Origin of the sequence: Serratia silvae (assembly GCF_023282985.1) — a bacterium.
GTDB lineage: Bacteria > Pseudomonadota > Gammaproteobacteria > Enterobacterales > Enterobacteriaceae > Chania > Chania silvae.
In genome coordinates this window covers 130,490-156,865 of record NZ_JAGQDC010000008.1, presented here as the reverse complement: position 1 = coordinate 156,865, position 26,376 = coordinate 130,490, and the positions used below count along the sequence as shown (strand labels likewise).

Genomic DNA, 26,376 nt, shown 5'->3' with positions numbered 1-26,376 from the left:
TCTGGGTTATCCCCTTGGTTTGCAGACCACCGTGGCGGCCTGAAACTCATCGGGCATAGTTAAAATGATTTTTCCATTTCTTGCGCACGGGAAACGGCTGCCTGCATGGCTTTAGCAACGGTTTCTGGCAACCGTTGTTCGTTGAATACCCGCAACGCCTCGGCGGTAGTGCCCCCTTTGGAGGTCACTTGTTCACGCAGCGTGGCTAGCGAGATCTCCGGGTTGGCGGCTGCCAATGCCGCAGCACCAATAGCGGCCTGTTGCACCAGATCGCGTGCCGCCTGGCTGCTGAATCCCATACGTTCGGCTTCCTGTTGCATAGCATCCATAAACAGGAAGAAATAGGCCGGTGCGCTGCCTGCGGCGGCGATCACGCCATTGATGCCGTTTTCGTCATCGACCCAGCAGACTTTACCCACCGAGCTCATCAGGTCGCGAGTGTAATCACGATCCTGTTGGCTAACCTGCTCGGGAGCATACAGCCCGCTCATGCCTTTACCGACCAGTGAAGGGGTATTGGGCATGATGCGCACGATATTCAAGCCTTCGCCGAGCATTTGATAGAAACGGCTCACCAGAATACCGGCGGCGATCGACAGCACCAGTTTACCGGAGAAATCGACCTGTTCCTGTAAAGGTAAGCAAACCTGCGCCATCATTTGCGGTTTCACCGCCAGGACCACGACGTCGGCCTGTTTTGCACAGCTGATGTTGTCTGCGCTGCTGTTGATGCCATATTCGGCGGCCAGGGCGTCACGGTTTTTTGCTGATGGCGCGCAAATGCTGATGGCGGCTGCCGGATAGCCACCGGCGACCAGGCCAGCAATGATGGCGCGGGCCATATTTCCGGCCCCAATAAAGGTAATTTTGCGATGTTGCATCAAATCCTCGTTATACGGTGGTGTGCGAGTAGTCACGGGCGCCAAAAATTGCGGTGCCGATACGCACCATCGTGCTGCCAGCGGCAATCGCGGCCTGCATATCATCTGTCATGCCCATCGACAACGTATCCACCTGCGGATAGCGCTGCTTGAGCTGTTGGAAAGCGTCGTTCATCTGGCCAAATATCGCTAACTGGCGCTGATAGTCATGTTCCGGGGCCGGGATGGCCATCAGCCCACGCAGGCACAGGTTAGGCAATGAGGCGACTGCCTCAGCCAGCGCAGGCAACTCACTCAATACAATGCCAGATTTACTCTGTTCGTCACTGATATTTATCTGGATCAGCACGTTTAACGGCGGCATTTCTGCGGGGCGCTGATCGCTCAGGCGCAGGGCAATACGCAAACGGTCAACGGTGTGGCACCAGGCAAAGTGCTCTGCCACCAGCCTGCTTTTATTGGATTGCAGCGGGCCGATAAAGTGCCATTCCAATCCAGCCCCTTCCGGCCGCTGGGCAAAATACTGGATCTTGTCCACCCCTTCCTGCACGTAGTTTTCGCCGAACGCGTGCTGGCCTGCGGCGATGGCTTGTGCGATCGCCTCCGCAGGTTTGGTTTTGCTGACTGCAAGCAAGGTCACTTCTTCTGGAATGCGTGCGCAGTCTTGAGCGACCGCTGCGATGCGGCTCCTGACATCCTGCAGATTCTGTTGGATAGTGCTCATGATTAACCCGGGAGATTGATATGGATATCGATGAATTTGTGGCTCTTAGTGTAAAGCATAATGCCTCCGATCTGCACCTTTGTACCGGCCATCTGCCAATGTTACGTATTGATGGTGAACTCCAGGCCGTGGAAAGTGGGGAAATCCTCACCCAACAGCAGATGGCGGCATGGTGCCAAACGCAGTTGTCGCAGACGATGTGGCAGCAACTACAGCAGGTGGGGCAGCTCGATCTGGCGTTATCCCTGGTTGGTGGTGCCCGGCTGCGTGCCAATTTCTTTTTGCAGAACGCCGGGGTCTCCGTAGCGCTACGCAGGATCGCCAGCCAGTGCCCAACGTTGGCCGAGCTGACCACCCCGGAAATTATTCCGGCGTTGCTGCAGCGTGAAGATGGTTTGATACTCGTCACCGGCGCTACCGGCAGCGGCAAGTCGACCACGTTGGCGGCGATGATCGACTTTATTAATCAGCATCAACGCCGCCACATCCTTACGCTGGAAGATCCTATCGAATTCATCCATCGTAGCCAGCGTTCCTTAATCCAGCAACGGGAGTTAGGGCGGGATACCCACAGTTTTGACGATGCGCTGCGGGCCGCACTGCGTGAAGATCCAGACGTGATTCTGCTGGGGGAGCTGCGTGATACTACCACCGTTCGGCTGGCGTTGACCGCGGCAGAAACCGGTCATTTAGTCCTGGCTACCCTGCATACCCGCGGCGCGGCGCAGGCGGTGGAACGGTTGGTGGATGTATTCCCGGCGGAAGAGAAAGCCTATGTTCGGGCCCAGTTGGCCAACAGCCTGCAGGCGGTGATCGCGCAAAAGCTGCTGAGCAAGCCCGGTGGAGGGCGTGTTGCCATTTACGAGATCCTCACGGCCACGGCGGCGGTAAGCTGCATGATCCGCGAAGGCAAAACCCATCAGTTGGCCAGCGTATTGCAAACCGGTGCGCAGTCCGGCATGCAAACTTTTGAGCAGGGTCTGCAACAGCGTGTTGCGCAGGGAATATTATAATGCCACAATCGATTAACTATTTTCCCCCTTATTTTTTAATTGTAGTCAATAGCGCTGTGGTTGCGTGCGAGAACGAAGTATATTAGTAACTCAAGAGCGAACCGTGTTGCAGTATAAGCAGCAATCTTTGGGATGTTGTTTTTAGGTATAGGATAAGGATATTCTTATGGGTGCCTGGTTGATTGTTGATGATCACCCCGCAATTTGTTTCGCTGTGAAAGCAATTTTATCTCCATTAGGCGATAATTCAATTCTTACCGCCACCAACGGCTTGGACGCGCTAGCGCGAATAAAGGAAAATACGCCGCAGTTGGTGATCCTGGATATCATGCTGAACAAAATGGATGGGCTGCAGATTCTACAGCATATTCGCCAAGTGGATAGTGACATCAAAGTGGTTGTCTACACGAGCCTGCCCGCAGATAGCTATGCAGAAAGAGCGCTGCGGGCCGGCGCTCTTGGCTTCTTCAACAAAGATCGGGACATTAGTCAATTGGCTCCGTTGTGCCAATTGGTACTGCAAGGCTATGCTTGTTTTCCGCAGACCACTCTGTTGCCATTGTTGAATGCCCCGCTACAAAATAAGAATATACTGGCTCGCCTTTCCGATCGTGAATTGACGGTGTTACGTTACTTATCCGAGGGGCTTAGCAATAAAGAAATTGCGGATCGCCTGATCCTAAGCAATAAAACGATTAGCACTTATAAGACACGTCTGATGGAAAAATTAAAAGTTAGCCATCCTGAGGAGTTGGTTAATTTTTATCATCAGGATGAGTGTTATGATGGTAAATAAACTCTTTATCCTGCTGCTGTTTTTTTGCTTTGGTGTTTCTGCACAAGAAGTTCAGGCATTCCGCGAAATTAACCTGCTTAGCCGCAGCCAGATCCAATTATCTGAGCCTGATTTAACCAGCGAGGATTGGCAATGGCTGCGCCGCAAACGTGTGCTGGTTTTCGGCATTGCGGCACCGAATTACCCTCCTTTTGATATCACCAATGGTTCGCGGGATTATGGCGGCATCAATGCTGACTATCTGGGCGCTGTCGGTTATAACCTGAATGTGCAGATAAAAGTGCGTTATTACGAGGATAGCGCAACCTTACGTCACGATCTGGCTGCAGGGACGGTGGATCTTATCGGCAATATTGCGGTAAAAAGCCATGACGATCCTGGCTTGCTGCTTTCTGCTCCCTATGTGCTTGCCTCCCCGGCGCTGATCATGCGCACCGACAGCCTGCTGCAACAGCATCCTTTAAAAAGCATCGCTATTGAGCGCCTTTATAGTGGCAACCAGAAGCTGACTGAACGTTTCGCGGCTGAGGAGTATCAAGTTTTTGACATCCCTCGCCGGGCGCTGGAGGCGTTGTCATTTAAAAAGCTGGATGCTTTTATCGGAGATGCCAAAGTCGCCCGTTATCTTATCAACCAGGGCAATCTGAATAATCTGCGTATGCAACTGCTACCACCGCAGGATATCAAGGGTTTTTCTTTTGGTCTGGCGCCAAACAATGTGCGTTTACAGCGGGTGTTGAATGCCGTGCTGGCCACGATCCCCGAAAGTACACACGCGGAGATCCAAAGCCGTTGGAATGGGGGCATTCCCATGTCTCAAGGGGATGAACACCTGTTGCTAACCTCTCTGGAAAGAAAGTGGGTTGAGGAGCACCCCAGCGTGCGGGTGGTGGTCAACGGTGATTTTGCTCCTTTAGGTTTCTTCGATGTGCAGGGCGAGTTCCGTGGTCTGACTGCAGATGTGATGGATGCTATCTCCAGCCGTACCGGTCTGAAGTTCGAGATTATTCGCGCAGACTCGTTACAAGACTCGTTGAATGCCATCAAGGCGGGCAAAGCCGACATTGTGGCTGGTGTAACGCTGGATGCAATCTGGCCTAACGGTTTGTTGACGACGCGTTCCTATTTATTTAATTCCTGGGTGTTGGTGGGCATCCCGCAGCAAATCAAGCATGATCCTCCACAGTTGATTGCTCTGGTTGCAGGGCATCCTTTACGGGCTCAGCTACAGGAACAGTATCCCGCTAGCCGGGTGATTGGCGTAAGCTCGCCACAGGTTGGTATTGCGGCGTTAAGATCAGGGAAGGTGGAGGCTCTGGTATTGCCGATGATCAGCGCCGATTATTTTCTGGCCCGAAATCCCTCCTCAGGACTGAGTATTCTGAGTGCTCTGGATGCTGAACCCGCCCGTTTTGTCATTGGGGTATCTGGTAATGAATACCCGCTGGCCACCATCCTCGATAAGGCATTGCTGAATATACCCCCAGAGGATATCCATGCGATGACCAGCAATTGGTATAACAATACCTACTTGCTTGAAGGGAGCCAGGGTGATGGAACATTGCCTGCCGACGGTTATTCCACAACGTGGTTACCGATCGCTCTGTTGCTGACCGTGTTGGTGATAGCCTTGTTTATCAGCCGGTTGCGAAGTAAGCGCCGCCTGGTACAGCGTTGTCAGGCGGTAATCGATAGCGTGCCCTTGCCGATTTACATCACCAATCTGAAAGACCAGATAGTGATGGCGAACACACCGTTTTTTGATGCCATCAATGTTCCCGCAGAGACGGTGATCGGTAGCTCACTGGAAAACTACCCACTGCAACTGCCTGTTACGATGGATATTGGTCGGGGCGGTGAACAGGAACAGGTTTTATCTGTTATGCAGTTGGGAGGTCAGTCGCGCACTTTGCAGCAGTGGGGCCAATTGCTGATTACTGAAGATCAGCGTGCCGAAGGTAAAATCGGAGGGTGGTTCGACGTGACCGAACGCGATCGCCTGATTACGCAGTTACAGCAGGCGAAAGAGCGTGCTGACAGTGCCAACCGGGCTAAAACCACCTTCCTGGCCACCATGAGCCATGAGATCCGCACCCCGCTCAATGCCATTATCGGCATGTTGGAACTGTTGCTGAACTGCCCGCAACGGGAGGAAACTTTAGATCGAGAATTGCTGAGTGTTGCACATGAGTCCGCACATTCTCTGCTTGCCTTGATTGGTGACATTCTTGATATCTCACGCATTGAGGCGGATCGTCTGATCCTGCATCCACAACGTGCAGATATCCGTCGCCTGATTGAAGCCGTGGCGATGCTATTTGACGGTGTGGCACGACAAAAAGGTTTAGCGTTCAGGCTGGATATTGATGCGGAGATCACCGGCGATGTGTTAATTGATCCCATGCGTTTTAAGCAGGTGCTATCCAACCTGGTGAGTAATGCCATCAAATTTACCGAGCAAGGGCAGGTCACGCTCAGCGTCGCGGTCGATCAAATTAGCGAAGAACGAGCGGATCTGCGGCTACGGGTTTCTGATACTGGCAAGGGGATTGATGCTGTCACTCAAGAGCGCCTTTTCCAGCCCTTTACTCAGAGCAATGGGGAGACTGGCGGGACGGGGCTTGGGCTGTATATTTGCCGCAAGCTGGTGGAGATGATGGGGGGGACCATCGTATTGAACAGCGAGGTGGGTATTGGCAGCGACGTCACCGTGCTACTTTCGGTGCCGAGATTGCTGAAATTCTCCTCTCAAACACCTCTGGAGGAACCAACCCCGGTGGCTGCATCCCAACTGCGGGTACTGATCGTTGAAGATCATCCTGCGGGCAGAATGTTATTGACCCAACAGTTACATTTTCTTGGCCATCGGTCCATTGCGGTTGGGGACGGGGAGCAGGCTCTGCAGTTGTTGGCGCGGGAGAGCTTCAACCTGATCATCACCGACTGCCAGATGCCTGAACGTGATGGGTACAGCCTGAGCCGTCAAATCAGACATAGCGAGCGTGAACAGCAGTCCGTTCCTACGGTGATCTGGGGGCTGACGGCCAATGCGCAAGAAAGTGCACGTGAGGCTTGTCTGCAGGCCGGAATGGATGACTGCCTGTTTAAGCCGGTTAACCTGAGCATATTAAAAGCGAAATTGTCTACGCTGCCACTGACTGAGGCGGGGCAAAGTGAAGAGGAACCCGCATTTGCCGTGGAAGAGTTGCCAGTGGAATTGCGCCAGCCAAAGGTATTGCAAGAGTTCATCCAAACCTTGCTGGATTGCTTGCATGAAGACTACACGCAGCTTGCCGTAGACATTCAGCAGCAACCGATGGATCTGATAAGCATACGGGCATTGGCCCATAAATTGGCCGGCGCGGCCCGGTTGGTGAATGCTAAAAGTCTGAATCAAGCTTGTCAGGCATTGCATGACAACCCCGCGCAGGCAACCGCAACGGCGGTGCTGGGAGAAGCGCAACGGATGCTCAATACCCTAAGGAAAGTACAACGGACTACAGGAGAATAGTCCCTTCCTACAGAGTGATTAAGGCTTCTGTAGATTTTAAGGTAATCCGTTTCATCTTATTCTTTGCCGCACAGGAAGGGGGGCGCGGTGTTCCCCATGTGTAGTGACGTTTAAGGATAACATTATGAAAAAAATAACTAAATTAGCGGTTCTGCCACTGGTTTTGGTTCTGGGTGCCAGCTTCTCTACCATGGCTAATGCGGCTTATGACTGTAACGCAAAACGTGCTGCGATCGAATATCAGATCCAGCAGGCTGAGAAGTATGGTAACTACAACCGCGTAGCGGGTCTGAAGCGCGCGCTGAGCGAAGTGAATGCCCATTGCACCAACGGCAGCGTGCTGCAGGACGCTCAGAAGAAAGTCACCAAGCTGGAACAGAAACTGGCTGACAAGCAGCAAGACGTTCAGGAAATTAAAGCCGACCTGCGCGAAGCTCAGGCTAAAGGCGACGCCAAGAAAGTGGCTAAGTACCAGAAAAAACTGCAAGAAAAGCAGGCTGACGTAAAAGAAATCAAACAAGAGCTGAAGCAGGCTCGTGCTGAACTGGCGGCAGCACAGAAATAAGCAGCCATGATTTGGTATTTAAGGGGCGCAGATGCGCCTCTTTTTGTGTTGAGTAAATATTGTGGTTAGTACTCAGGGAACGAATGAAACCCACTTTTCATATTGCCATTATGTCGTTAGGCCTGTTGGTTAACGGTGCCAGGGCTGAAATAAATAACGTTTATCTCATTATTAACGATAACTTTAAGGGCGAGGTAGCCGTTAATTTGGGGCGGGATGAGCAGCCGTGTATTAATGCCCCATTGCTACGTGAGTGGGGGATACGTGAAGCCGCGATGGTGATGGAAACGACCCCTGAGGGCTGTATTCTGCCCGACGTATTGAGTGCGCGAAAAATAAAAGTATTTTACGAGCCTATAGCGCAACTGCTGACGGTGGATATCCCGGCTGGGATATTAGGTGACAGCAAGCTGGCAGGTCGCTGGGATGATGGTATCAATGCGGCATTTGTTAACTACCAGCTTAATTATGGCCATTATGCAGGTGAAAACTATCGCGCTGCGCAACGCCACGACAGCCTGTATGCCGATGTTACCGCCGGGGCCAACATCGGCCCCTGGCGACTGCGTTATCAACCCGTTTATCAGAAAGATACCTGGGGGGAGCCGACCTGGCACACTGAAAAGGCGTTGGCTTATCGCGATATCAAAGCCTGGCGCGCCACACTGACCGTAGGCGACAGCGAAACGCCGTCGGCTTTGTTCGACAACGTCCGCTTCCGTGGCATGAGCCTGGTGTCAGATAGCCGGATGCTACCTGATGGCCTACGGCAATTCTCGCCCTGGGTCCGAGGTTTCGCCCGCAGCAACGCGGAAGTGAGAGTGCGGCAGAACGGTGAAGTGATCTACCAAACGTTTGTTTCCCCTGGTGCTTTTGTGTTGAAAGATGTCTATCCGCCCGCGCTGGAGGGGGATCTTACCGTCACAATACGGGAAAGCGATAGCACCGAAACTGAACGAAAAATACCTTACTCCTCTATGCCCAACCTGGTTTACGCCGGTCAGTGGCGCTACGACGCCACGGTGGGTAAATACCAACCCTATTACGGCATGGAAGAGGAGCAGCCGAGCTTTGCGCAGGCGTCACTCAGCTACGGGTTACCGGGAAAGGTTACGCTGTATGGTGGTTTGCAAGGGGCTGATATTTATCGCAGTGTGGCGGCCGGGATTGGCAAGAGCCTAAATCAGTGGGGAGCGATCTCGGTGGATTACACGTTCTCTGTCGCTCAGCAGCCAAGGCGCTTAACACCGGATACCGGTGGTATGGCGCGTGTCCGCTACGCGAAGGCTTTCCCAGCCTGGGAGTCTTCCCTCAGCCTGATGGCGCAATACTATCCGCGGCAGCGTTATCGTACGTTTGGCGAGGCGATAGAGCAGCAGAGCACCTATTGGTGGGACTGGGAAGACGGCATTTTTGTCGGTGACTTTGACGAGGAAAAAAAGTATCGCTTGGAGGCGCGCTATAACCAGTATCTGCCCGATTCAGACAGCCTTTACCTGACGTTGGTTCGAGAGGCCACGCGGGGTAATCAAAGAGGTGAGACCAGCGTCGAGATGGGCTTCAGCGCCAGCCTGGGTAAGGTAGATGTTGCGCTGTATGCGGAATATAACCGCCCCTCTTATGGTAAAGAGCAGGCACAGTTGGGGCTTTCTCTCTCGCTGCCGTTGAGCGCACTGGGCGCACCCCGCATGAAGCTTAACTACGATCATACGCTGGCTAACGAGCAGACCGACAGCAGGAGGATTGGCGTCAGCGGAACCATGCTTTCCGACTATAGCCTGAGCTACAACGTCAGCACCAGTCAGAGCCAGCGATACGGCAACAGCCAGGATGTGAGCGCCAATTATCAATATAACGCTGGCGAGTTGCGGGGCGGCTATTCTCAAGGTAAAGGGTATCGCCAGCAGAATCTGGAGCTTTCCGGTAGCCTGATGGCGCATCAGGAAGGGATCACGCTGGGGCAGACGTTAGGAGATACGATAGCTATCGTCAGCGTACCGGGTACGCCGGGGATCGGGGTTGATAATCAGTATGGTGTAACTACCGATTGGCGGGGCTATGCGCTGATAAGTAATCTGACGCCGTACCGCATAAACAGCCTCACGTTGGACAGCTTTGAGCTACCGGATACGCTTGAGTTGCCTGAATCTGAGCAGGATATGGTGCCGACGGCTGGCGCGATCATGTTCAGCCGCTTTGCCCCGGCACGGAAAATCAGCCCGGCTGTTGCTCAAACCAGCTTTCCAGAATAATGACGGCAGAGGCGGAATCGACGCTGCCTTTATCCAATGCGCGGAACCCCCCATGGTCAAACAGATTTGCCCGTGCCTCAACGGTGCTCAGGCGCTCATCATGCAGGGCAATCTGCACACCAAAGCGGCCATGCAGGCGGTTGGCAAATTTACGCGCTCGTTCGGTCAGTGGCTGTTCGGTGCCATCCATATTCAGCGGTAAACCAACCACCACCAGGTCTGGCTGCCACTCTTTCAGCAGGCGTTCGATCTTCTGCCAGTCAGGTACACCGTCCTGAGCTTTAAAGGCCGCCAGTGCCCGAGCGGTGCCGGTAATTTCCTGGCCAATAGCTGCGCCGATGCTTTTGGTGCCGAAGTCGAAGGCGATAATGGTGCGGTTAGTCATCAGGCGTGTCCTGCGTGGCTGGCAATACTGCGAATATCGATGCCCAGGCGGTTGGCTGCCTCGCGCCAGCGGTTGGCGATTGGCGTGTGGAACAGAATGTCGGTATCGGCCTCGGCAGTTAGCCAGGCATTTTCCAGCAGTTCCTGTTCCAACTGACCCTTTTCCCAGCCCGCATAGCCAAGAGCCACCAGTACATCGGCGGGTTGATCCGGCGTGCCGAGCGTTTCCAGCACGTCTTTTGAGGTGGTGATCATGGTGGCCGGTGAGATCTGAATGCTGGAGCCAAAACCTTTGCGCGGGGTATGCAGAATAAAACCGCGATCGTCGGCCAGCGGGCCACCAGCGAACACTGGCTTATCCAGGCTGATCGCCGGATCGCGCGGTGAAGGCTTGATGTCGAGTTTATCCAGCACCGTCTCCACGGTGAAATGTTCCACGGGCTTGTTGATCACTAATCCCATGGCTCCATCGTCATTGTGTTCGCAAACGTATATCACCGAACGTTTGAAGCGCGGATCTTGCATCGCGGGCATGGCAATCAGGAAATGGTGCTGTAAATTCATGGCGTTAATTCAATTGGGAAGTAAAATACATGCCCTCTCCCAATGAGAGAGGGCGCGTCGTCTGCCTACTTCGCGGCCAGACGTTTTTCAATGGCGTCCATCAGCATACCGGTGACGGAAACCGGGAATGCGGCTTCGATCTCACGGGCGCAGGTTGGGCTGGTGACGTTGATCTCGGTAAGGCGATCGCCGATCACGTCCAGGCCAACAAAGATCAGCCCTTTCTCTTTTAGCGTTGGGGCAACCGCGCGGGCAATTTTCCAGTCGCTTTCGCTCAGTGGACGCGCTTCACCACGGCCACCGGCGGCCAGATTCCCACGGGTTTCGCCTTGGGCAGGGATGCGCGCCAGGCAGTAAGGCACCGGTTCGCCATCCACCACCAGAATGCGTTTGTCCCCATCCTTGATGGCTGGCAGGAAGTTTTGCGCCATGCAGAAACGGCTGCCGTGTTCGGTCAGGGTTTCGATAATCACCGACAGGTTGGGATCGTCCTGTTTCACGCGGAAGATAGAAGCTCCGCCCATGCCGTCCAGCGGTTTGAGGATGATGTCGCCATGCTGCTGGTGGAATTTGCGAATATGGGCGGCGCTGCGGCTGACCAGGGTGTCTGGCGTCAGCTCCGGGAACCAGGCGGTGAACAGCTTTTCATTACAGTCACGCAGGCTTTGTGGCTTGTTGACCACCAGCGTACCTTTCACTTCGGCCCGTTCCAGGATGTAGGTCGCATAGATGTATTCAGTATCGAACGGCGGATCCTTGCGCATCAGGATCACATCCAGATCCTGCAACGCCAGATCCTGCTCATTGCCAAAGCTGAACCAGCTCTCTTTATCTTCTTTCACGTTCAGCAGGCGCGTGTGGGCACGGCCATCACCGGCATGCAGATAGAGATCGTTCATCTCCATATAATGCAGTTCCCAGCCGCGGCGCTGCGCTTCGAGCAGCATGGCAAAGCTGGTGTCTTTTTTGATATTGATGGATGCGATAGGGTCCATCACGATGCCGAGCTTGATCATCTCTTCTCCTTACGAACCTGTGAGACAGGTCCTTAGCCCAGGTCGCCGAAACGGACCTGCAAAGCGGTAATTGCGGTGAGCGCGGTGGTTTCTGTACGCAAAACGCGTGGCCCCAGCAGGATATCAGTAAATCCATAGTCTGTGGTCATGGCAATTTCTTCGGTGGATAATCCGCCCTCCGGCCCAATGAGCAGACGCACGCTCACTACCGGCAACGGCAGGGTATTGATACTTTGGCTGGCGCGTGGGTGCAGGTTCAGCTTGAGGCTTTCGTCCTGCTCGGCGCACCAGTGTTCCAGAGACATTGCTGGGCGAATTTCCGGAATGCGATTGCGGCCACATTGCTCGCAGGCCGCAATGGCGATTTTTTGCCACTGCTGGCGCTTTTTCTCCAGGCGTTCACCGTCGAGTTTAACGCCGCAGCGTTCGGAAAATAGCGGAGTGATTACGTTCACCCCCAACTCAATGGATTTCTGGATGGTGAATTCCATCTTTTCGCCACGGGAGATCACCTGGCCAAGATGTAAATTGAGCGGTGATTCGCGATCTTCCTGTTGCCCGGCGTTGACCTGAACCAGCACGTTCTTTTTGTCCACCCGGGTGATTTCTGCCTCAAATACCTGGTTGCTGCCATCGAACAGTTGTAGTGCCTGCCCGGCGCTCATCCGCAGCACGCGGCCGACATGATTGGCGGCATCCTCGCTCAATGCAATTTCTGCACTGGCGCTCAAGGGCTCTGGATGGTAAATGCGGGGTTTACGCATAATGATTGTCAGATCCTGGCTCAATGAAACGGCGCTGCCAGAGGGCAACGCGAAAACACTATAGTAGGTCAGCCTTTTTGCTGCTGACAAGCTTGTTGAATATAAGGGTTGTGATTCCTTTGCACCGTGGCGATGCGTTCTTCACGTTGACATTCCCAGGCGCTGACCGGATACAGCCTGTTCCAGGCTTCAAACAGCTGGGTTTGCTGGCGTGAAAGCGGCAGTTGGTAGCGATCGCGCATGTAGAAGTAGGTGCGGGCGATTGCGCCTCGCGCACGGGCCGGTGGCTCAGCCTGCTTGTTCTTGAAGTCTACCTTCATCTGGCACTGTCCGTATTGCCCTTCACCGCCACGCCACTGGCTGTACATAAAGTTATTGCGATCACCGTTGACTTCGCCGATAGCGGGTTGCAGGTTGTGCATATCGATCTCCATCTGGCGATAAACCGGATCTTTATTGCAGTTTTTACGTCCACCATGCTGCCAGCACTGCAACTGATGGCCGAACTGCCAAGCCGGAACCACATGCTCCCACTCGATACGCCCGGCGCGTTGGGCATTTTTACGTACCTGATAGCCGCAACTATTGAGATCGGGAATGCCTTTCTTACCTTGCCAGTCGATCTTGCAGCCACAGTAAAAGCTGCCGGGGGCACCCTGGTTGATTTTGGCAGCGGCAGCCTTGGCCTGGGTAAAGTTATTAATTCCTTTGGCTAGCGTGCCGCTGGAGGCCGTTAATACGACCATGAATAAAATTTTGCGATGCATATTCCAAAACAGCTCAAAATTGGAAAGGCAGGCAGGGTAACGGAAGTCTCCGGCGGTAGCAACTGTAGGTAGTAGATTGTTTTTTCTTATAAATATTTTTTTTAACGGCTTTGACTAACCGGAAAATGTCAGTTTTTCACCGCACTGGCGGCAGCGGTATTCGCTCTCACCGCGCATCACTCGATTATGGCGGCGCAGGGTTAGTTGATGTTGCTGGCAATGGCAGCGGTAGGGAAAGGTTTTGCTCTGTACCGAACGGGTTTCAAACTGGTGGGTACGGCTGGCGGGAACCTGTAATACGCTTTCCATCATCCAGCGCCATTCCCGGCCATGCGGTGGCACACGGCCAAACTGGCGGAAGACCAGCAGATGAGCCAACTCATGGGGGACCACTTCGTCGATAAACGGCTGTTGGTTTTCCATCAGCAGCACCGGATTGAGGCGGATTTCCCAGGCTTGCAGCCAGGCGGTACCCGCGCTGGTGCCGCGTTGTTGATACAGGATCTTTGGTTCTGGGAACTCGACGGCAAAATGCTGCTGCGCCAGCTGCAACTTGTCTCGCAGGCAGCGCATTACCGCCTGTTGCAGCGCTATAGGGATTCTTACTCTGTTCATAGTGGCGCTAGCTTAAGCAATGATGCGACGGCTGGCAACGGGAGCGGCAAGGAAATCGTTTCTGGGGCGGCGCAGCTATTTTCCCACAATGATAAGCTGATCGACTCACATAGATTGTAATCATTGTGTTAACTGCGGGATAATAATCCGTGCATGATGAGTCTGTACCCGCAGTTCTCACCGGATGAGGTCAGAAAAACATCGCCAGCACTATATCCCTACGTTAATAGAGGTTAATTTGCGATTTGGCGCAATAACTGACTACCTAAAAATACGTAAGGTGTGGGGAGTTTTTTTGACGCAGCGCGCCCCGAGCACGCTGGGTAAGTGTGAATTTAACGCAGCTGATGTTGCAAGTGAGAGATCAATGTCGAATAAACCGTTCCATTATCAAGATCCGTTCCCGCTGAAGAAAGACGATACCGAATACTATCTGCTAAGCCGTGACCACGTTTCCGTCGGCGAATTTGCCGGTCAGGAAGTGCTCAAGGTTGACCCGCAAGCCCTGACCCTGCTAGCCCAGCACGCTTTCCACGATGCCTCGTTCATGCTGCGCCCAGCGCATCAGCAGCAGGTGGCGGATATCCTCAATGACCCAGATGCCAGTGAGAACGACAAGTACGTTGCGCTGCAATTTTTGCGTAACTCAGAAATCGCCGCCAAGGGTATTTTGCCGACCTGCCAGGATACCGGCACGGCGATCATCATGGGTAAAAAGGGTCAGCGCGTCTGGACCGGTGGCGGGGACGAAGAAGCCCTGTCGCGTGGGGTGTACAACACCTTTATCGAAGACAACCTACGCTATTCGCAAAACGCTGCGTTGGATATGTACCAAGAGGTCAATACCGGCAGCAACCTGCCTGCGCAGATCGACCTCTACAGCGTAGATGGTGACGAGTATAAATTCCTGTGCATCGCCAAGGGCGGTGGTTCGGCCAACAAAACCTATCTGTATCAGGAAACCAAGGCACTGCTGTCACCGGGTAAGCTGAAAGACTATCTGGTCGACAAGATGCGTACTTTGGGTACCGCGGCTTGCCCACCGTACCACGTGGCCTTCGTGATTGGCGGCACCTCGGCGGAAGCCACGCTGAAAACCGTGAAGCTGGCTTCAACCAAATACTATGATGCGCTGCCGACCGAAGGCAACGAGCATGGCCAGGCATTCCGCGATGTGGCGCTGGAACAGGAACTGCTGAAAGAAGCCCAGAATTTGGGCCTGGGTGCACAGTTTGGTGGCAAATACTTTGCTCACGACGTGCGCGTAGTGCGTTTGCCACGCCATGGCGCTTCTTGCCCGGTGGGGATGGGGGTTTCTTGCTCCGCAGACCGTAATATCAAAGGCAAGATCAACCGTGAGGGGATCTGGCTGGAGAAACTGGAGCATAATCCAGGTAAATTTATTCCGCAGGAACTGCGCCGCGCGGGTGAAGGGGAAGCGATCAAGGTGGATCTGAACCGCCCGATGAGCGATATCCTCAAACAGCTGTCGCAATATCCGGTTTCTACCCGTCTTTCCCTGAGCGGTACCATCATCGTTGGGCGTGATATTGCCCACGCGAAGCTGAAAGAGCGTCTGGATCGTGGGGAAGGTTTGCCGCAGTACGTGAAAGATCACCCGATCTATTATGCGGGGCCGGCCAAAACGCCAGAAGGCTATGCTTCAGGTTCTCTGGGGCCGACCACGGCAGGGCGTATGGACTCCTATGTCGATCTGTTGCAGTCACACGGCGGCAGCATGATCATGCTGGCCAAAGGTAACCGCAGCCAACAGGTGACGGATGCTTGCCACAAGCACGGCGGATTCTATCTTGGCAGCATTGGCGGCCCGGCGGCGGTGCTGGCACAGCAGAGCATCAAGAGCCTGGAGTGCGTGGAATATCCTGAACTGGGTATGGAAGCGATCTGGAAAATCGAAGTGGAAGATTTCCCGGCCTTTATTCTGGTGGACGACAAAGGTAATGATTTCTTCCAGAAGATCCAGGAATCTCAATGTACGCGCTGTGTGAAGTAAGCTGATTGATAGCCGCTCATGCCGGTCAGTTAAGGAATCGAAGTCCGTTAAATCAGGGCCTCGATGAAGGAAAACAGGGCTGCAAGCCTGATTCCTTCGTTATCCTGTTAAGCAAAAATATGAATTTATATTCATAAAAGTGCTTAACTGACGGGCATTACGCCTGGTGGGCGGTTTTTACTTTGAGTAACAATCTGTGATGTTTGTGATGAATTCGTTAGCCTTTGTAAAATAGTGTCGTCGCTTTGGACGCTATAAATAAATCTGTATACCATTACCGTGGACAATTTTGGCTGGGAAAAGTAATGGTGACGCAGGAAACGCATATCAAAGAATTACTGGTCTGGATAGAAAACAACCTACGCAACCCACTATCACTGGATATTGTTTGCGATAAATCCGGCTATTCCAAATGGTATCTGCAGCGTATGTTCCGCCAACAGACCAACCTGCCACTTGCTGCTTATATCCGCGCCCGTCGCCTCTATCTGGCGGCCTTCTCGTTACGCTTTACGCAGAAAAGCATCCTGGATATTTCGTTGGAGTATCAGTTCGATTCCCAACAGACATTCTCACGCTGTTTCAAAAAACATTTTTCCCAAACGCCCAGCAGCTATCGCAAGGCACGGAATTGTGATTTCAGCCATTTGGTACAATCGCTGTCGCTGAATCAACCTAGCGATATCTCTATTGACTATGTTGAGGTTAAACCAGACAGCTACTCGCTGGTCGGTCAGTATTATTCTTATCACATCGATATTGAACAGTTGGGCAAATCTCACGCGGCAATTCGTAATGAAATAAGGGAGCGTTTTTGTGATGAGTTTCATTTACATCCAGACAAACTTTATGCGCTAACCAATTTTACGCCGGATGGTGCGCGGGTGAAGGTCGACTATTTTGTTGCGGTAGATAAAGCGATCGCCAAAGGTAAATCGTTGCAGGAACTACCGGAAATCAGCGGCGATTATTGCCGCTTTCGCTATGCTGGCAAGCCGGTGGCCCTTCACGAGTATATCGCCAGCGTTTATACCAAACTTCTGCCGCAGTTTAATCTGGTACGCCGGGAAGGGTACGATATCGCGCAGCATAGCTACTCGCTTGATGGCGGTGAAGAGCTGTACCTGGAATATGAGTATCTAATCCCGATAGTGCCAGACAAAGCCTTCGCAGAGAAGGCTGGCTCACGCTAACTGACGAACGTGATTCTTCTGCTGCACGATATCGGCCATCACGGCCAGAGCGATCTCCGCCGGAGTTTTACTGCCAAGCGGCAGGCCGATCGGCGCGTGGATACGGTCAAGCTCTTGCGGGCTGAATTCGGCGATCTGTTGCAGCCGTTGGCGGCGGCGATCGCTGTTCCGTTGGGAACCCATCGCGCCGATGTAAAACGCCGGGGTGTGGATCGCCTCCATCAGGGTTAAGTCATCCATGCGCGGATCGTGTGTCAGTGCCACAATCGCGGTGTTGGCGTGGCAGCCGCCTTTCTCAATGAATTTGGCCGGGAACTGGCGCAGCAAGGTGATATGTGGCTTGAGCTGCGTAGCGAAGTTTTCCAATGCTTCCGGGCGGCTTTCGCAAACCAGCACTTCAAAGCCGAGTGCGCTGGCAAAGTCGGCGCAATACAGCGCCACGCTGGAAAGCCCGGCAATCAGCAACCGAGGAGCGGCGGCGATGTGCAACTGGATCTCCTGTTGGTTGCGCACGACTTGGGTGGCGCTGGCAAAGCTGGTGGTTTCCAGCGCGCTACAGGCATTGGGCAAGGTCAGGTGTTTGACCAGGGCATGATGGCCAGCCAGTGCCTCAGCGATATTGCGTAGGTAGCTAATGCTGGCAGGGCCTGCGGGCAGATGTTCGATCAGCACGTCTAGTACGCCACCACAGGGCAGCGCCACGCTGGGGGTTAGCCCGCCAGCACCGTAGCGGATCACCTGGCTGGCCGCTTGATATTCCCCTTCTGCCAGACGGCGCAAAAAGTCCTCTTCCACGCAGCCCCCGGATAACGATCCACAATAGTGTCCGTCACGGGTGGCCACCATCAAAGCGCCAGGAGAACGTGGTGATGAGCCATAAGTGTTCAATACGGTACATAGCCATACCGACTGCTGTTCCAGCCAGTTTATTGCCTGGCCGACTACGGTGATATCAAGGTGTTGCATTAATTTTTGGACTCGCTGGCCACTAGCTGAGAGGGGAGATCGATATCTTGCACGATGCCCGGTTGGTCGAGATGGAGCAGGTAAACCTGCCCGTGACTGCGTAGCAGTTCCCGCGCGCCATTATCGCCACGCAATACACACAGTTGTTTGCGCAAAATGGCGGTGAACCCCACCGGGTGGCCGGGTTGTTCCTGGAAGCTGGGACGTACGATGCTATGTTGGCGCAGGGCGGCGGCAACTTGCACAAAGATCTGCGGCGAGACAAAAGGCATATCCGCTAAATGGATCAGCCAGCCGTCCCAGTTTGCGGTTGCGGCAACGCCCGTGGCAATAGACTCACCCAGCCCACCGCTGGCCAGTAAGGTACAGGGAACCTGATGCGCAGCACAAACCTGTTGCACCAGTAGATTTTCTGGCCGGGTGACGACCTGCACTGGTAAGCCGGAGGCCAGCGCCTGTTGCAGCGTATGTTCGAACACCGTCTTGCCCTGCAATAGGGCGTTAAGCTTATTACCATTGCCACCGGCCTGAATGAAGCGTTCACCCCGTCCGGCGGCGGTAATCACGATACCTGTCGTCATCTTGTCTGCCTGCATTTGCGCAAATCAACCACACTATAAAATCATTTTATGAAAACTAAATGTTAATGCTCACATTATTTTGGTTATAAGCATATGATTATAATGTTTCCGGCAAGGTTACCAGCGCTTGCGCAACAGAACCGATAAAAAAAACGACTTACCTACAGTCTTCGGGTGACGGCGTTAATGCCCGCATCTGGATGCTAAGGGTAGATAAGAACGTAAAGGATATTTTATGAGCAATTTCAACCCGTCGCGACGCCGCTTTATCAAGGGGGCCGTGATAGCGGGGGTGTCCGTCTACCTCGCCCCCCTCTACAGCCGCGCCTATGCTGCTCTGTTTGAGCAGAAGATCCTGCAATCACCGAACTGGGATGCGCAGACCAAACGTATACGCTACCGTATTGATGGCCGTTCCAAGGTCATGGGTCAGAAAGTGTTTGCCCGCGATATTCGCGCCGTTGATATGCCGCACTGGCCGCAGCAGCAGGCTCATGCCTTTATTCTGCGCGCGACTAAAGCTGATCGTCTGTTTACCGGTATCGATCTCTCCCTGCTAGGTGACGATCTGCAACCGGATCGTTTAGTGACGGCGGAAGATCTTGAGCGAGACGGTTTGGCCTTCCCGGCGTTTTATGGCGATGACATGCTGCTGCCTACGGGGAAAACCCCAGCCTATCTCGGCCATGCGGTGGCAATCCTGATCTATCATGATTTTGCTCGTTTCCGCTTTGCTAAAGACAAGCTGAAATTCCACGACGAAGTGATCCAGTATGGTAATGAAACCGGCCCGTTACAGCGCGATCCTTGGGGCAGCTTCCGCTACGTGCGCGTCGGGGGCGAACAGCCATTCGATGACGATCGCTTCTCCAGCCTGAAAGATACGCCGATCTTCCCGCTGTCGATGCGTAGACATCTGCCGGTATGGCCAGAAGGGCGTGAGGGCGGCAAGCTGGATCAGGAAGGCATGTATTACGCCGGGATGATAGCCGATCAACTGCAAACCCCACCGCAGGACTGGTTGGTAATGTCACGCCGTTATACCACGCAATCCGTTGATACTTCGGCCCTGGAGCCGGACAACGCCAATGGCTGGTTTGATACTGCCAGCCAGACCCTGCATCTGGTGATCCCGACCCAGTCCCCGCAGGAGGTGGCGGACGAAATGCCACGCATGTTGGCCAAACGTCATCAGCCGGTCAAACAGCTGATCCTGCACCCTTGTTACACCGTGGGCTACGGCTCGAAAGATCACTATAACTTCCCGTATTACGGTGCGGTTGCCGCGCTGTACGGTGACGGGCTACCGGTGCGGCTGGCTAATGACCGCTATGAGCAGTTCCAGACCTCGATCAAGCGCCATGCCTTCGATATGGATTACCGCATTGCGGTAGACAAGCAGACCGGCGTATTGCAGGCCTTCCAAGGGGCGATGACCGCCGACGGTGGCGGGCGCTGTAACTTTACGCCATCGGTGGTGATGGTTGGCGCGACGGCAGCCCAGTCGATTTACTACTTCCCGAAAAGCGATCTTTCCTCGGTCGGGCTGGCCTCTCGTGCCATCGATGCTGGCTCCGCACGCGGTTACGGCACGTTGCAAAGCATGGCCGCCACCGAGATGATGATGGACGAATTGGCACAGGAGCTGAAGCTCGATCCAATCGAGTTCCGTTTGCGCAACGTGCTTAAGTCCGGCATGAAAAACACCCAGGGGGCGATCCCGGCAGGGGCTATTCGCGCCGATGAAGTACTGGTGAAAGCCTCACAGCATGAGATGTGGCGCAAACGCGCCGAACGCAAGGTGGAGTTTGAAAGCCAGAATCCCGGCAAACGCTATGGCGTAGGCTTTGGCTGTGTGCAGAAAGATTTTGGTACCGGGGCCGAAACCTCCTTTGCTCGCGTGGAGTTCAGCGAGGACGGGCGTATCTCGCTGTATCACAGCGGGGCCGAAATGGGCACCGGTATGTCGACGTCGCAGTCGGTACTATGTGCGCAATGGCTGGGGAAACCGGCGGATGAAGCTCATTTCTCGGTGACCGATTGGGCGCTGTTACCGATGGTGACCAGTGGCGATCCCTACACGATGTCGCAGGATGAGCAGGACAAGCTGCAAACCAATCCGAACTGGACGCCAAGCTACTGTTCACCTTCCAGCGCCAGTAACTCCGCTTACTATTTCTCGCACAGCACGCGTGAAGCGGCCCGGTTGGTGTTTGAACAAGGGCTGTGGCCTGCCGCGCTGTCTATCTGGCAGTCTGGTATTGGTGGTGGCCAGGCGGCACCGCTGGTGGTGCGTAAAGAAGATGCTCGCTGGGTCGAAGGTGGCCTGACGGCGGCCGGTATGCAGATATTGCCGTTTGAGCTGTTGGCTAAGAAAGCCTATCAGATGGGCAACCTGACTGGCGCAGTCGTGCACGTCTTCAATCGCTGGCAGTGGGCTGAAGCGGACTTCAAGCTGAATAATCACAGTGAGCGCCTGCCTGTTGACGGTTTGTCGGTACGCATTGGCAACGGCGAATTCAGCACTCTGGCACGTGAGCAGGTTTATTACCCGCCAACCCAACGTAATAATGCCGCTGTGACCTATTACAGCGCCGTGGGTACGCTGACGGAAATAGCGGTGGATATCGCTACCGGTAAGGTTGAACTGCTGAATCATCATTCGATTATGGAGTGCGGCAACCTGATCGTGCCTGAGCTGGTTTCTGGCCAGTTGCAGGGTGGTTTGGCGATGGGTATTGGCCATGCGCTGCATGAGTATTTACCGCTGTACGAAGATGGGCCGGGTAACGGCACCTGGAACTTTAACCGTTACCATTTGCCGCGCGCCAGCGATGTGGCGGTCTGGAAACAGACCGGTGACATCCTGCCAGCGTTGTCGGAAACCGATCCGCCGAAAGGAATGGCGGAAGTAGTCATGATCCCAGTGGTCGCCGCATTGGTTAACGCCATTGCCCACGCCACCGGTCATCGTTTCCGTGATTTGCCTGTCCGTGCCGAAAATATTCTTGAGGTGTTACCATGAGCATTAAAACCCAACCCATTACCCTGACCGTTAACGGCAAACAATATGGCCCCGTCGAGGTACCGGAAGGGCTGATGATGATCGATTTTCTGCATGAATATCTCGATCTGACCGGCTCACGCCTTGGCTGCGGCCAGGGCATCTGCCACGCCTGCGTGGCGATCCTCGACCATCCAAGCGGCACCAGCGAAGAAATCCGTACCTGTATCACCGGCGCTCACTTTTTCAATGGTAAACAGGTGCGTACCATTGAGGGCCATGCGGAGGTGGATAATCAGGGCGAAGTGGTCGAACTCTCGCCGATCCAGCAGTCGTTCCTCGATCATTACAGCTTCCAGTGCGGCTATTGCACGCCGGGCTTTGTCAATGCGGCCACCATCTTTGTCGAGAAGCTCCAGCGTGAGCCAATCTTGCGTGACCAGTTGGAAGGCGCGATTGAGCAGGCGTTGGAAAACCATATCTGCCGTTGCACCGGTTATGTCCGTTATTACGAAGCGGTGCGTGACGTGGTGTTGAAAACCCCTGGCTTGCTGAAGGAGACGGTGTAATGAAAAAACGTCTCGCATTGTTGATTGTGCTGATTGCGGCGATTGTTATCGCCGTGCTGTGGTGGCGGGAAAACCGCAGCTACGACGGCCCAGTCCAGCAGGTGACCGCCAGCAGCGAACAGATTGCTCGTGGGCGTTACCTGACGCAGGCTGCCGACTGCGCCGCCTGCCATACCGCCGCTGGTGGGGCACCGCTGGCGGGAGGTTATCCGCTGGATACCCCGTTCGGCACCATTTATGGCAGCAACCTGACGCCTTCCGCCGACCAGGGTATTGGCCGCTGGACCAAGGATGATTTCTTCCTGGCGTTGACACAGGGGGTTGCTCCGGGTGGCCGCCATCTGTACCCGGCGATGCCTTATACCTCCTACAAAGGCATTTCGCGTGAGGATGCGGATGCTATTTATTCCTATCTGATGTCGCGCCCGGCGGTGGATGTGGCCATTCCTGCCAACGATATGCCATTCCCGTTCAACCAACGGATGGCGCTGATCGGTTGGAATTTGCTGTTCCGCAACAGCGATCCATTACCAGCCAGTTCTCAGGGGAACTCCGCCGAATGGCAGCGTGGCCGTTACCTGTCCGACGTGCTTGGGCACTGTGGTGAATGCCATACGCCACGGGGCATGCTGGGGCAGATGGAACTGAGCAAGCCAATGCAGGGCGGCGATCTGGGGCGGTTTATCGCACCGGATATCACGCCACAAGCTTTGGCACAGCGTGGCTGGACGCCAGAGGATCTGAGCCGTTTCCTCAGCACCGGGTTAGCGCCACAGGGCTCGGCGTTTAGCGAAATGCACATGGTGGTCGATCTCAGCACTCGCCATTTGACGCCGCAAGATCATCGGGCGTTGGTAACTTACCTGATGGGAGATAAACCACCACAGCCGGTTGCCGCTAAAATCGGACAGGGCAGCGATGCCGGGCGTATCACCTATCTCGATCAGTGTTCCGCCTGCCATGAGCGTGATGGCGCGGGTAAACCGCACGTGGCGGTGGCGATGCGTGATAATGCCACGCTGCGCCAACCAGACGGCAAGAACCTGATCGTGTCGGTGCTGGATGGGTTACCAGCCCAGCAATTCCCCGGCAACGAAAGTATGCAGAGCATGCCGGGCTTTGCCGATCGTCTGGATGATGCGCAAATTGCCGAGCTGGTGAATTATCTGCGAGTCACCTGGGGTGGGTTGCCAGCGGATATCACCGCCGAGCAGGTGAAGGCACTGCGCAAAGCTCATTAACAAGGTTGCAGCCCCCATAGGAAGGGGGCTGGTACACCGCAGTGGTCAAGTACAGCTTTACAACGAGTTCTGATCCTGTGCCGTGGCGGGAAGAAGTGTGAGGCAGTTTGCGAAATGCGTAGGGTAAAAAAAGCCCGCGTTGGCGGGCTTGATAATCACTTTAAAAAATTAACGGCTTGCGGCACTGGCCGGTTGTTGGCCACGTTGCTTGATGAAGTAACCGATACCGAGAATAGCGAGCCACACCGGGATCAGTAGCACGGAAATCTGAATCCCCGGAGTCAGATACATGATCACCAGAATGCCAGCCAAAAAGGCCAGGCACAGATAGTTACTGAACGGATACCAGAAGGCCTTGAACTTCGGCTCGACGCCTTCATGATTTTTAGCTTTGCGGAATTTCAGGTGTGCCAGGCTGATCATCGCCCAGTTGATCACCAGGGCAGACACCACCAGCGCCATCAGTAGCTCAAAGGCGCGGCCTGGGATCAGGTAGTTAATCAGCACGCACAGCGCGGTTGCCAACGCGGAGAAACCAATGGCAACTACCGGCACACCGCGGCTATCTACTTTCAGCAGGGCTTTCGGGCCATTGCCCTGTTTGGCCAAACCGTACAGCATGCGGCTGTTGCAATAGACGCAGCTGTTGTAGACCGACAGCGCGGCCGTCAGCACCACGATATTGAGCACCGTTGCGACCATATTACTGTTCAGCGCATGGAAGATCAGTACGAACGGGCTGCCGCCTTCGACCACTTTGCCCCACGGATAGAGTGACAGCAGAATAGTCAGCGAGCCGATATAGAACAGCAGGATGCGGTAGATCACCTGGTTGGTCGCTTTAGGAATGCTCTTCTCAGGGTTATCGGCTTCGGCGGCGGTAATGCCCACCAGCTCCAATCCACCGAAGGAGAACATGATCACTGCCATCGCCATGAGCAGCCCCATGGTGCCGTTCGGGAAGAAACCGCCCTGGGCCCACAGGTTGGTGACGCTGGCTTCCGGGCCGCCCAGGCCGCTGAACAGCAGGTAGGCACCAAAGGCGATCATGCCAATGATAGCGACCACTTTGATGATGGCGAACCAAAACTCCATTTCACCATAGACCTTCACACTCGACAGGTTGATGGCGTTGATTGCCAGGAAGAACACGGCGGCGGAGATCCAGGTTGGGATATCCGGCCACCAGTACTGCACATAAATGCCCACCGCGGTCAGTTCCGCCATGGCAACCAGCACGTACAGCACCCAGTAGTTCCAGCCGGACGCAAAACCGGCGAAGTTCCCCCAGTATTTATAGGCGAAGTGGCTGAAGGAACCGGCCACCGGCTCCTCTACCACCATTTCACCCAGTTGACGCATGATCAGGAAGGCAATAAAACCGCCAATTGCATAACCAAGGATGACCGACGGGCCGGCCATTTTTATTGTTTGAGCGATACCGAGGAACAGGCCGGTACCTATAGCGCCACCTAAGGCGATCAGCTGGATATGGCGGTTTTTTAGGCCGCGCTTCAACTGGTCGCCATGCTGTTGACCATCCATTAATGAAACCCTCTGTGCTGACATAATGTTCATTACAGTAAAGTAATGATTACGATGTGTGTTGTTTTTTGTTTACGACGTTATAGCTATAAATTCCACGGCGTCGCTACCGTTTGGCAGAGAATAATGGTATGTGCGAAAGTTTGCACCTGCTTTGTTGTTCGAATGATGAAGATTGCAGCAGTTTAGGCAACAAAATGCGGGTTGTGTGACGAGCGGGAGGATTGCGTGCACGAAATAAGCAATAACTCACAGAATTGGCAAAAATAATCGCCATTATTGTTGTTTTTTTGTTAACGGGCGGGGCTGGGTAAGCGGTAATAAAGCGAAAATAACCCTTAATCTCCTTGCCATATAACCCGGGCATTCTTCTAACCAGAGGTTTCACAAAAGTTAAATTGGGCGGCTACCTCGTAAATGGTATTACCAACGCTGAGTTGCCGGTTTGCAAAGGCTTATGGATTGAAGTGTTAAAATGTACGGCATTCATGATTTCGATCAAGGCCCATATGGACAGGAGGTGAATACTTTGTTACTTTACCGTCACGTTTTTGAAATTGGTATTACCAATTGACTCCGGGCACTTCGCAGAGAAGAAATCACCCATGGCCTACAGCAAAATCCGCCAACCCAAGTTGTCAGATGTTATCGAGCAGCAACTCGAATACCTGATCCTCGAGGGTACGCTGCGTCCAGGCGAAAAGCTGCCTCCAGAGCGCGAGCTGGCGAAACAGTTTGATGTTTCCCGTCCCTCTCTGAGAGAGGCAATTCAGCGTCTGGAAGCTAAAGGGCTGCTCCTGCGTCGCCAGGGAGGCGGCACCTTTGTACAAACTAATCTGTGGCAGAGCTTCAGCGATCCGCTGGCTGAACTGCTGGCCGATCATCCTGAATCACAATTCGATCTGCTCGAAACCCGTCATGCTCTTGAAGGTATCGCTGCCTATTATGCGGCGTTGCGTGGGACTGACGAAGATCTGGCGCGCATCCGCGACTGCCATCATGTGATCCAGCAAGCTCAGGACAGCGGCGATCTAGACGCCGAAGCCGACGCGGTCATGCAGTATCAAATTGCCGTGACCGAGGCTGCCCACAACGTTGTGTTACTCCATCTGCTGCGCTGTATGGGCCCGATGTTGGAACAGAACGTTCGTCAGAACTTTGAATTGCTCTACTCGCGCCGTGAGATGTTGGCAACAGTGAGTAGCCATCGCGCCGGGATTTTTGAGGCGATTGTGGCACGCGAACCTGAAAAGGCCCGTGAAGCCTCGCACCGCCATTTGGCGTTTATCGAGGAAATTTTGCTGGATCTCAGCAGGGAACACACCCGGCGTGATCGATCGCTGCGGCGTCTCCAGCAACGCAAGGATTAAGAGTGGTTCTCTTCAAGGCACACCAGCTTGTAGAGATAAAG

Annotated in this window: 22 protein-coding genes; 11 read left to right on the top strand and 11 right to left on the bottom strand. The window is 54.1% G+C overall.

Annotated features, from left to right (window positions below):
- Window positions 1-59: 59 nt before the first annotated feature.
- Entirely contained in the window at window positions 60-881 is an 822-nt protein-coding gene (gene proC / locus KAJ71_RS12185; RefSeq protein ID WP_248945971.1) for a pyrroline-5-carboxylate reductase, read from the bottom strand.
- A gap of 10 nt (window positions 882-891) precedes the next feature.
- A complete protein-coding gene (locus tag KAJ71_RS12180) occupies window positions 892-1,605 on the bottom strand; it encodes a YggS family pyridoxal phosphate-dependent enzyme (protein ID WP_248945970.1) in 714 nt (237 codons plus the stop codon).
- 20 nt (window positions 1,606-1,625) lie between these two features.
- Here KAJ71_RS12180 and KAJ71_RS12175 point away from each other — a divergent pair, with 20 nt between their 5' ends.
- The 5 genes from KAJ71_RS12175 to KAJ71_RS12150 all read left to right on the top strand — a co-directional run bounded on the left by KAJ71_RS12175 (window position 1,626) and on the right by KAJ71_RS12150 (window position 9,742).
- Window positions 1,626-2,618 carry a type IV pilus twitching motility protein PilT gene (locus KAJ71_RS12175; protein WP_248945969.1) on the top strand — a complete coding sequence of 331 codons (993 nt, stop codon included), beginning with the start codon at window positions 1,626-1,628 and terminating at the stop codon, window positions 2,616-2,618.
- A gap of 166 nt (window positions 2,619-2,784) precedes the next feature.
- The gene (locus KAJ71_RS23455) at window positions 2,785-3,414 is read left to right on the top strand and encodes a response regulator transcription factor (protein WP_283106741.1); all 630 of its coding nucleotides are present in this window, start codon (window positions 2,785-2,787) and stop codon (window positions 3,412-3,414) included.
- The gene (locus KAJ71_RS12160; protein ID WP_248945968.1) at window positions 3,401-6,925 is read left to right on the top strand and encodes an ATP-binding protein; all 3,525 of its coding nucleotides are present in this window, start codon (window positions 3,401-3,403) and stop codon (window positions 6,923-6,925) included. The genes KAJ71_RS23455 and KAJ71_RS12160 overlap by 14 nt, the downstream gene beginning before the upstream one ends.
- A gap of 124 nt (window positions 6,926-7,049) precedes the next feature.
- Window positions 7,050-7,490, top strand: coding sequence for a DUF1090 domain-containing protein (locus KAJ71_RS12155; RefSeq protein ID WP_248945967.1), 441 nt, complete (start codon window positions 7,050-7,052; stop codon window positions 7,488-7,490).
- Between the two features lie 83 nt (window positions 7,491-7,573).
- Window positions 7,574-9,742 (top strand): fimbria/pilus outer membrane usher protein, encoded by a 2,169-nt coding sequence (locus KAJ71_RS12150; protein WP_248945966.1) that lies wholly within the window; start codon window positions 7,574-7,576, stop codon window positions 9,740-9,742.
- Here KAJ71_RS12150 and ruvX read toward each other — a convergent pair.
- The 6 genes from ruvX to KAJ71_RS12120 all read right to left on the bottom strand — a co-directional run bounded on the left by ruvX (window position 9,705) and on the right by KAJ71_RS12120 (window position 13,852).
- Window positions 9,705-10,127 carry a Holliday junction resolvase RuvX gene (gene ruvX / locus KAJ71_RS12145; RefSeq protein WP_248945965.1) on the bottom strand — a complete coding sequence of 141 codons (423 nt, stop codon included), beginning with the start codon at window positions 10,125-10,127 and terminating at the stop codon, window positions 9,705-9,707. The two genes, KAJ71_RS12150 and ruvX, sit on opposite strands and share 38 nt — an antisense overlap.
- On the bottom strand, window positions 10,127-10,690 hold the full coding sequence (locus tag KAJ71_RS12140; protein ID WP_248945964.1) for a YqgE/AlgH family protein: 564 nt from the start codon (window positions 10,688-10,690) through the stop codon (window positions 10,127-10,129). The genes ruvX and KAJ71_RS12140 overlap by 1 nt, the downstream gene beginning before the upstream one ends.
- Window positions 10,691-10,755: 65 nt before the next feature.
- Window positions 10,756-11,706, bottom strand: a complete 951-nt coding sequence (gshB, locus tag KAJ71_RS12135) for a glutathione synthase (protein ID WP_248945963.1) — start codon at window positions 11,704-11,706, stop codon at window positions 10,756-10,758.
- A 32-nt stretch (window positions 11,707-11,738) separates the two neighbouring features.
- Window positions 11,739-12,470, bottom strand: coding sequence for a 16S rRNA (uracil(1498)-N(3))-methyltransferase (gene rsmE, locus KAJ71_RS12130; protein WP_248945962.1), 732 nt, complete (start codon window positions 12,468-12,470; stop codon window positions 11,739-11,741).
- A 68-nt stretch (window positions 12,471-12,538) separates the two neighbouring features.
- A complete protein-coding gene (gene endA, locus KAJ71_RS12125) occupies window positions 12,539-13,237 on the bottom strand; it encodes a deoxyribonuclease I (protein ID WP_248945961.1) in 699 nt (232 codons plus the stop codon).
- A 114-nt stretch (window positions 13,238-13,351) separates the two neighbouring features.
- The gene (locus KAJ71_RS12120; RefSeq protein ID WP_248945960.1) at window positions 13,352-13,852 is read right to left on the bottom strand and encodes a SprT family zinc-dependent metalloprotease; all 501 of its coding nucleotides are present in this window, start codon (window positions 13,850-13,852) and stop codon (window positions 13,352-13,354) included.
- 367 nt (window positions 13,853-14,219) lie between these two features.
- Between KAJ71_RS12120 and fumA the strand changes: the two genes are divergently transcribed.
- Window positions 14,220-15,866, top strand: a complete 1,647-nt coding sequence (fumA, locus tag KAJ71_RS12115; RefSeq protein ID WP_248945959.1) for a class I fumarate hydratase FumA — start codon at window positions 14,220-14,222, stop codon at window positions 15,864-15,866.
- A gap of 305 nt (window positions 15,867-16,171) precedes the next feature.
- Window positions 16,172-17,059, top strand: a complete 888-nt coding sequence (locus KAJ71_RS12110) for a helix-turn-helix domain-containing protein (RefSeq protein ID WP_248945958.1) — start codon at window positions 16,172-16,174, stop codon at window positions 17,057-17,059.
- Here KAJ71_RS12110 and KAJ71_RS12105 read toward each other — a convergent pair.
- Together KAJ71_RS12105 and KAJ71_RS12100 are read right to left on the bottom strand one after the other, a co-directional pair.
- Window positions 17,051-18,025: an XdhC family protein gene (locus KAJ71_RS12105; RefSeq protein WP_248945957.1), complete on the bottom strand. Its 975-nt coding sequence runs from the start codon at window positions 18,023-18,025 to the stop codon at window positions 17,051-17,053. The genes KAJ71_RS12110 and KAJ71_RS12105 overlap by 9 nt on opposite strands.
- Window positions 18,025-18,606 carry a nucleotidyltransferase family protein gene (locus tag KAJ71_RS12100; RefSeq protein ID WP_248945956.1) on the bottom strand — a complete coding sequence of 194 codons (582 nt, stop codon included), beginning with the start codon at window positions 18,604-18,606 and terminating at the stop codon, window positions 18,025-18,027. The genes KAJ71_RS12105 and KAJ71_RS12100 overlap by 1 nt, the downstream gene beginning before the upstream one ends.
- A gap of 235 nt (window positions 18,607-18,841) precedes the next feature.
- On the opposite strand from KAJ71_RS12100, the gene KAJ71_RS12095 reads away from it, so the two are divergent.
- From KAJ71_RS12095 to KAJ71_RS12085, 3 genes are read left to right on the top strand one after another with little or no spacing between them, the layout of a single operon-like run.
- A complete protein-coding gene (locus tag KAJ71_RS12095; protein ID WP_248945955.1) occupies window positions 18,842-21,631 on the top strand; it encodes a xanthine dehydrogenase family protein molybdopterin-binding subunit in 2,790 nt (929 codons plus the stop codon).
- A complete protein-coding gene (locus tag KAJ71_RS12090) occupies window positions 21,628-22,179 on the top strand; it encodes a (2Fe-2S)-binding protein (protein WP_248945954.1) in 552 nt (183 codons plus the stop codon). The genes KAJ71_RS12095 and KAJ71_RS12090 overlap by 4 nt, the downstream gene beginning before the upstream one ends.
- Window positions 22,179-23,420, top strand: a complete 1,242-nt coding sequence (locus KAJ71_RS12085) for a c-type cytochrome (RefSeq protein WP_248945953.1) — start codon at window positions 22,179-22,181, stop codon at window positions 23,418-23,420. The genes KAJ71_RS12090 and KAJ71_RS12085 overlap by 1 nt, the downstream gene beginning before the upstream one ends.
- 168 nt (window positions 23,421-23,588) lie before the next feature.
- Here the strand turns inward: KAJ71_RS12085 and KAJ71_RS12080 are convergent, their stop codons facing one another.
- On the bottom strand, window positions 23,589-24,965 hold the full coding sequence (locus tag KAJ71_RS12080) for an amino acid permease (RefSeq protein ID WP_248945952.1): 1,377 nt from the start codon (window positions 24,963-24,965) through the stop codon (window positions 23,589-23,591).
- Between the two features lie 605 nt (window positions 24,966-25,570).
- Here KAJ71_RS12080 and pdhR point away from each other — a divergent pair.
- Window positions 25,571-26,335: a pyruvate dehydrogenase complex transcriptional repressor PdhR gene (gene pdhR, locus KAJ71_RS12075; protein ID WP_021179689.1), complete on the top strand. Its 765-nt coding sequence runs from the start codon at window positions 25,571-25,573 to the stop codon at window positions 26,333-26,335.
- Window positions 26,336-26,376: the final 41 nt, after the last annotated feature.

Coding starts and splice junctions, on each gene's coding strand:
- proC (WP_248945971.1), bottom strand. CDS start 881: ATGCAACATCGCAAAATTACCTTTATTGGGGCCGGAAATATGGCCCGC.
- KAJ71_RS12180 (WP_248945970.1), bottom strand. CDS start 1,605: ATGAGCACTATCCAACAGAATCTGCAGGATGTCAGGAGCCGCATCGCA.
- KAJ71_RS12175 (WP_248945969.1), top strand. CDS start 1,626: ATGGATATCGATGAATTTGTGGCTCTTAGTGTAAAGCATAATGCCTCC.
- KAJ71_RS23455 (WP_283106741.1), top strand. CDS start 2,785: ATGGGTGCCTGGTTGATTGTTGATGATCACCCCGCAATTTGTTTCGCT.
- KAJ71_RS12160 (WP_248945968.1), top strand. CDS start 3,401: ATGATGGTAAATAAACTCTTTATCCTGCTGCTGTTTTTTTGCTTTGGT.
- KAJ71_RS12155 (WP_248945967.1), top strand. CDS start 7,050: ATGAAAAAAATAACTAAATTAGCGGTTCTGCCACTGGTTTTGGTTCTG.
- KAJ71_RS12150 (WP_248945966.1), top strand. CDS start 7,574: ATGAAACCCACTTTTCATATTGCCATTATGTCGTTAGGCCTGTTGGTT.
- ruvX (WP_248945965.1), bottom strand. CDS start 10,127: ATGACTAACCGCACCATTATCGCCTTCGACTTCGGCACCAAAAGCATC.
- KAJ71_RS12140 (WP_248945964.1), bottom strand. CDS start 10,690: ATGAATTTACAGCACCATTTCCTGATTGCCATGCCCGCGATGCAAGAT.
- gshB (WP_248945963.1), bottom strand. CDS start 11,706: ATGATCAAGCTCGGCATCGTGATGGACCCTATCGCATCCATCAATATC.
- rsmE (WP_248945962.1), bottom strand. CDS start 12,470: ATGCGTAAACCCCGCATTTACCATCCAGAGCCCTTGAGCGCCAGTGCA.
- endA (WP_248945961.1), bottom strand. CDS start 13,237: ATGCATCGCAAAATTTTATTCATGGTCGTATTAACGGCCTCCAGCGGC.
- KAJ71_RS12120 (WP_248945960.1), bottom strand. CDS start 13,852: ATGAACAGAGTAAGAATCCCTATAGCGCTGCAACAGGCGGTAATGCGC.
- fumA (WP_248945959.1), top strand. CDS start 14,220: ATGTCGAATAAACCGTTCCATTATCAAGATCCGTTCCCGCTGAAGAAA.
- KAJ71_RS12110 (WP_248945958.1), top strand. CDS start 16,172: ATGGTGACGCAGGAAACGCATATCAAAGAATTACTGGTCTGGATAGAA.
- KAJ71_RS12105 (WP_248945957.1), bottom strand. CDS start 18,025: ATGCAACACCTTGATATCACCGTAGTCGGCCAGGCAATAAACTGGCTG.
- KAJ71_RS12100 (WP_248945956.1), bottom strand. CDS start 18,606: ATGACGACAGGTATCGTGATTACCGCCGCCGGACGGGGTGAACGCTTC.
- KAJ71_RS12095 (WP_248945955.1), top strand. CDS start 18,842: ATGAGCAATTTCAACCCGTCGCGACGCCGCTTTATCAAGGGGGCCGTG.
- KAJ71_RS12090 (WP_248945954.1), top strand. CDS start 21,628: ATGAGCATTAAAACCCAACCCATTACCCTGACCGTTAACGGCAAACAA.
- KAJ71_RS12085 (WP_248945953.1), top strand. CDS start 22,179: ATGAAAAAACGTCTCGCATTGTTGATTGTGCTGATTGCGGCGATTGTT.
- KAJ71_RS12080 (WP_248945952.1), bottom strand. CDS start 24,965: ATGGATGGTCAACAGCATGGCGACCAGTTGAAGCGCGGCCTAAAAAAC.
- pdhR (WP_021179689.1), top strand. CDS start 25,571: ATGGCCTACAGCAAAATCCGCCAACCCAAGTTGTCAGATGTTATCGAG.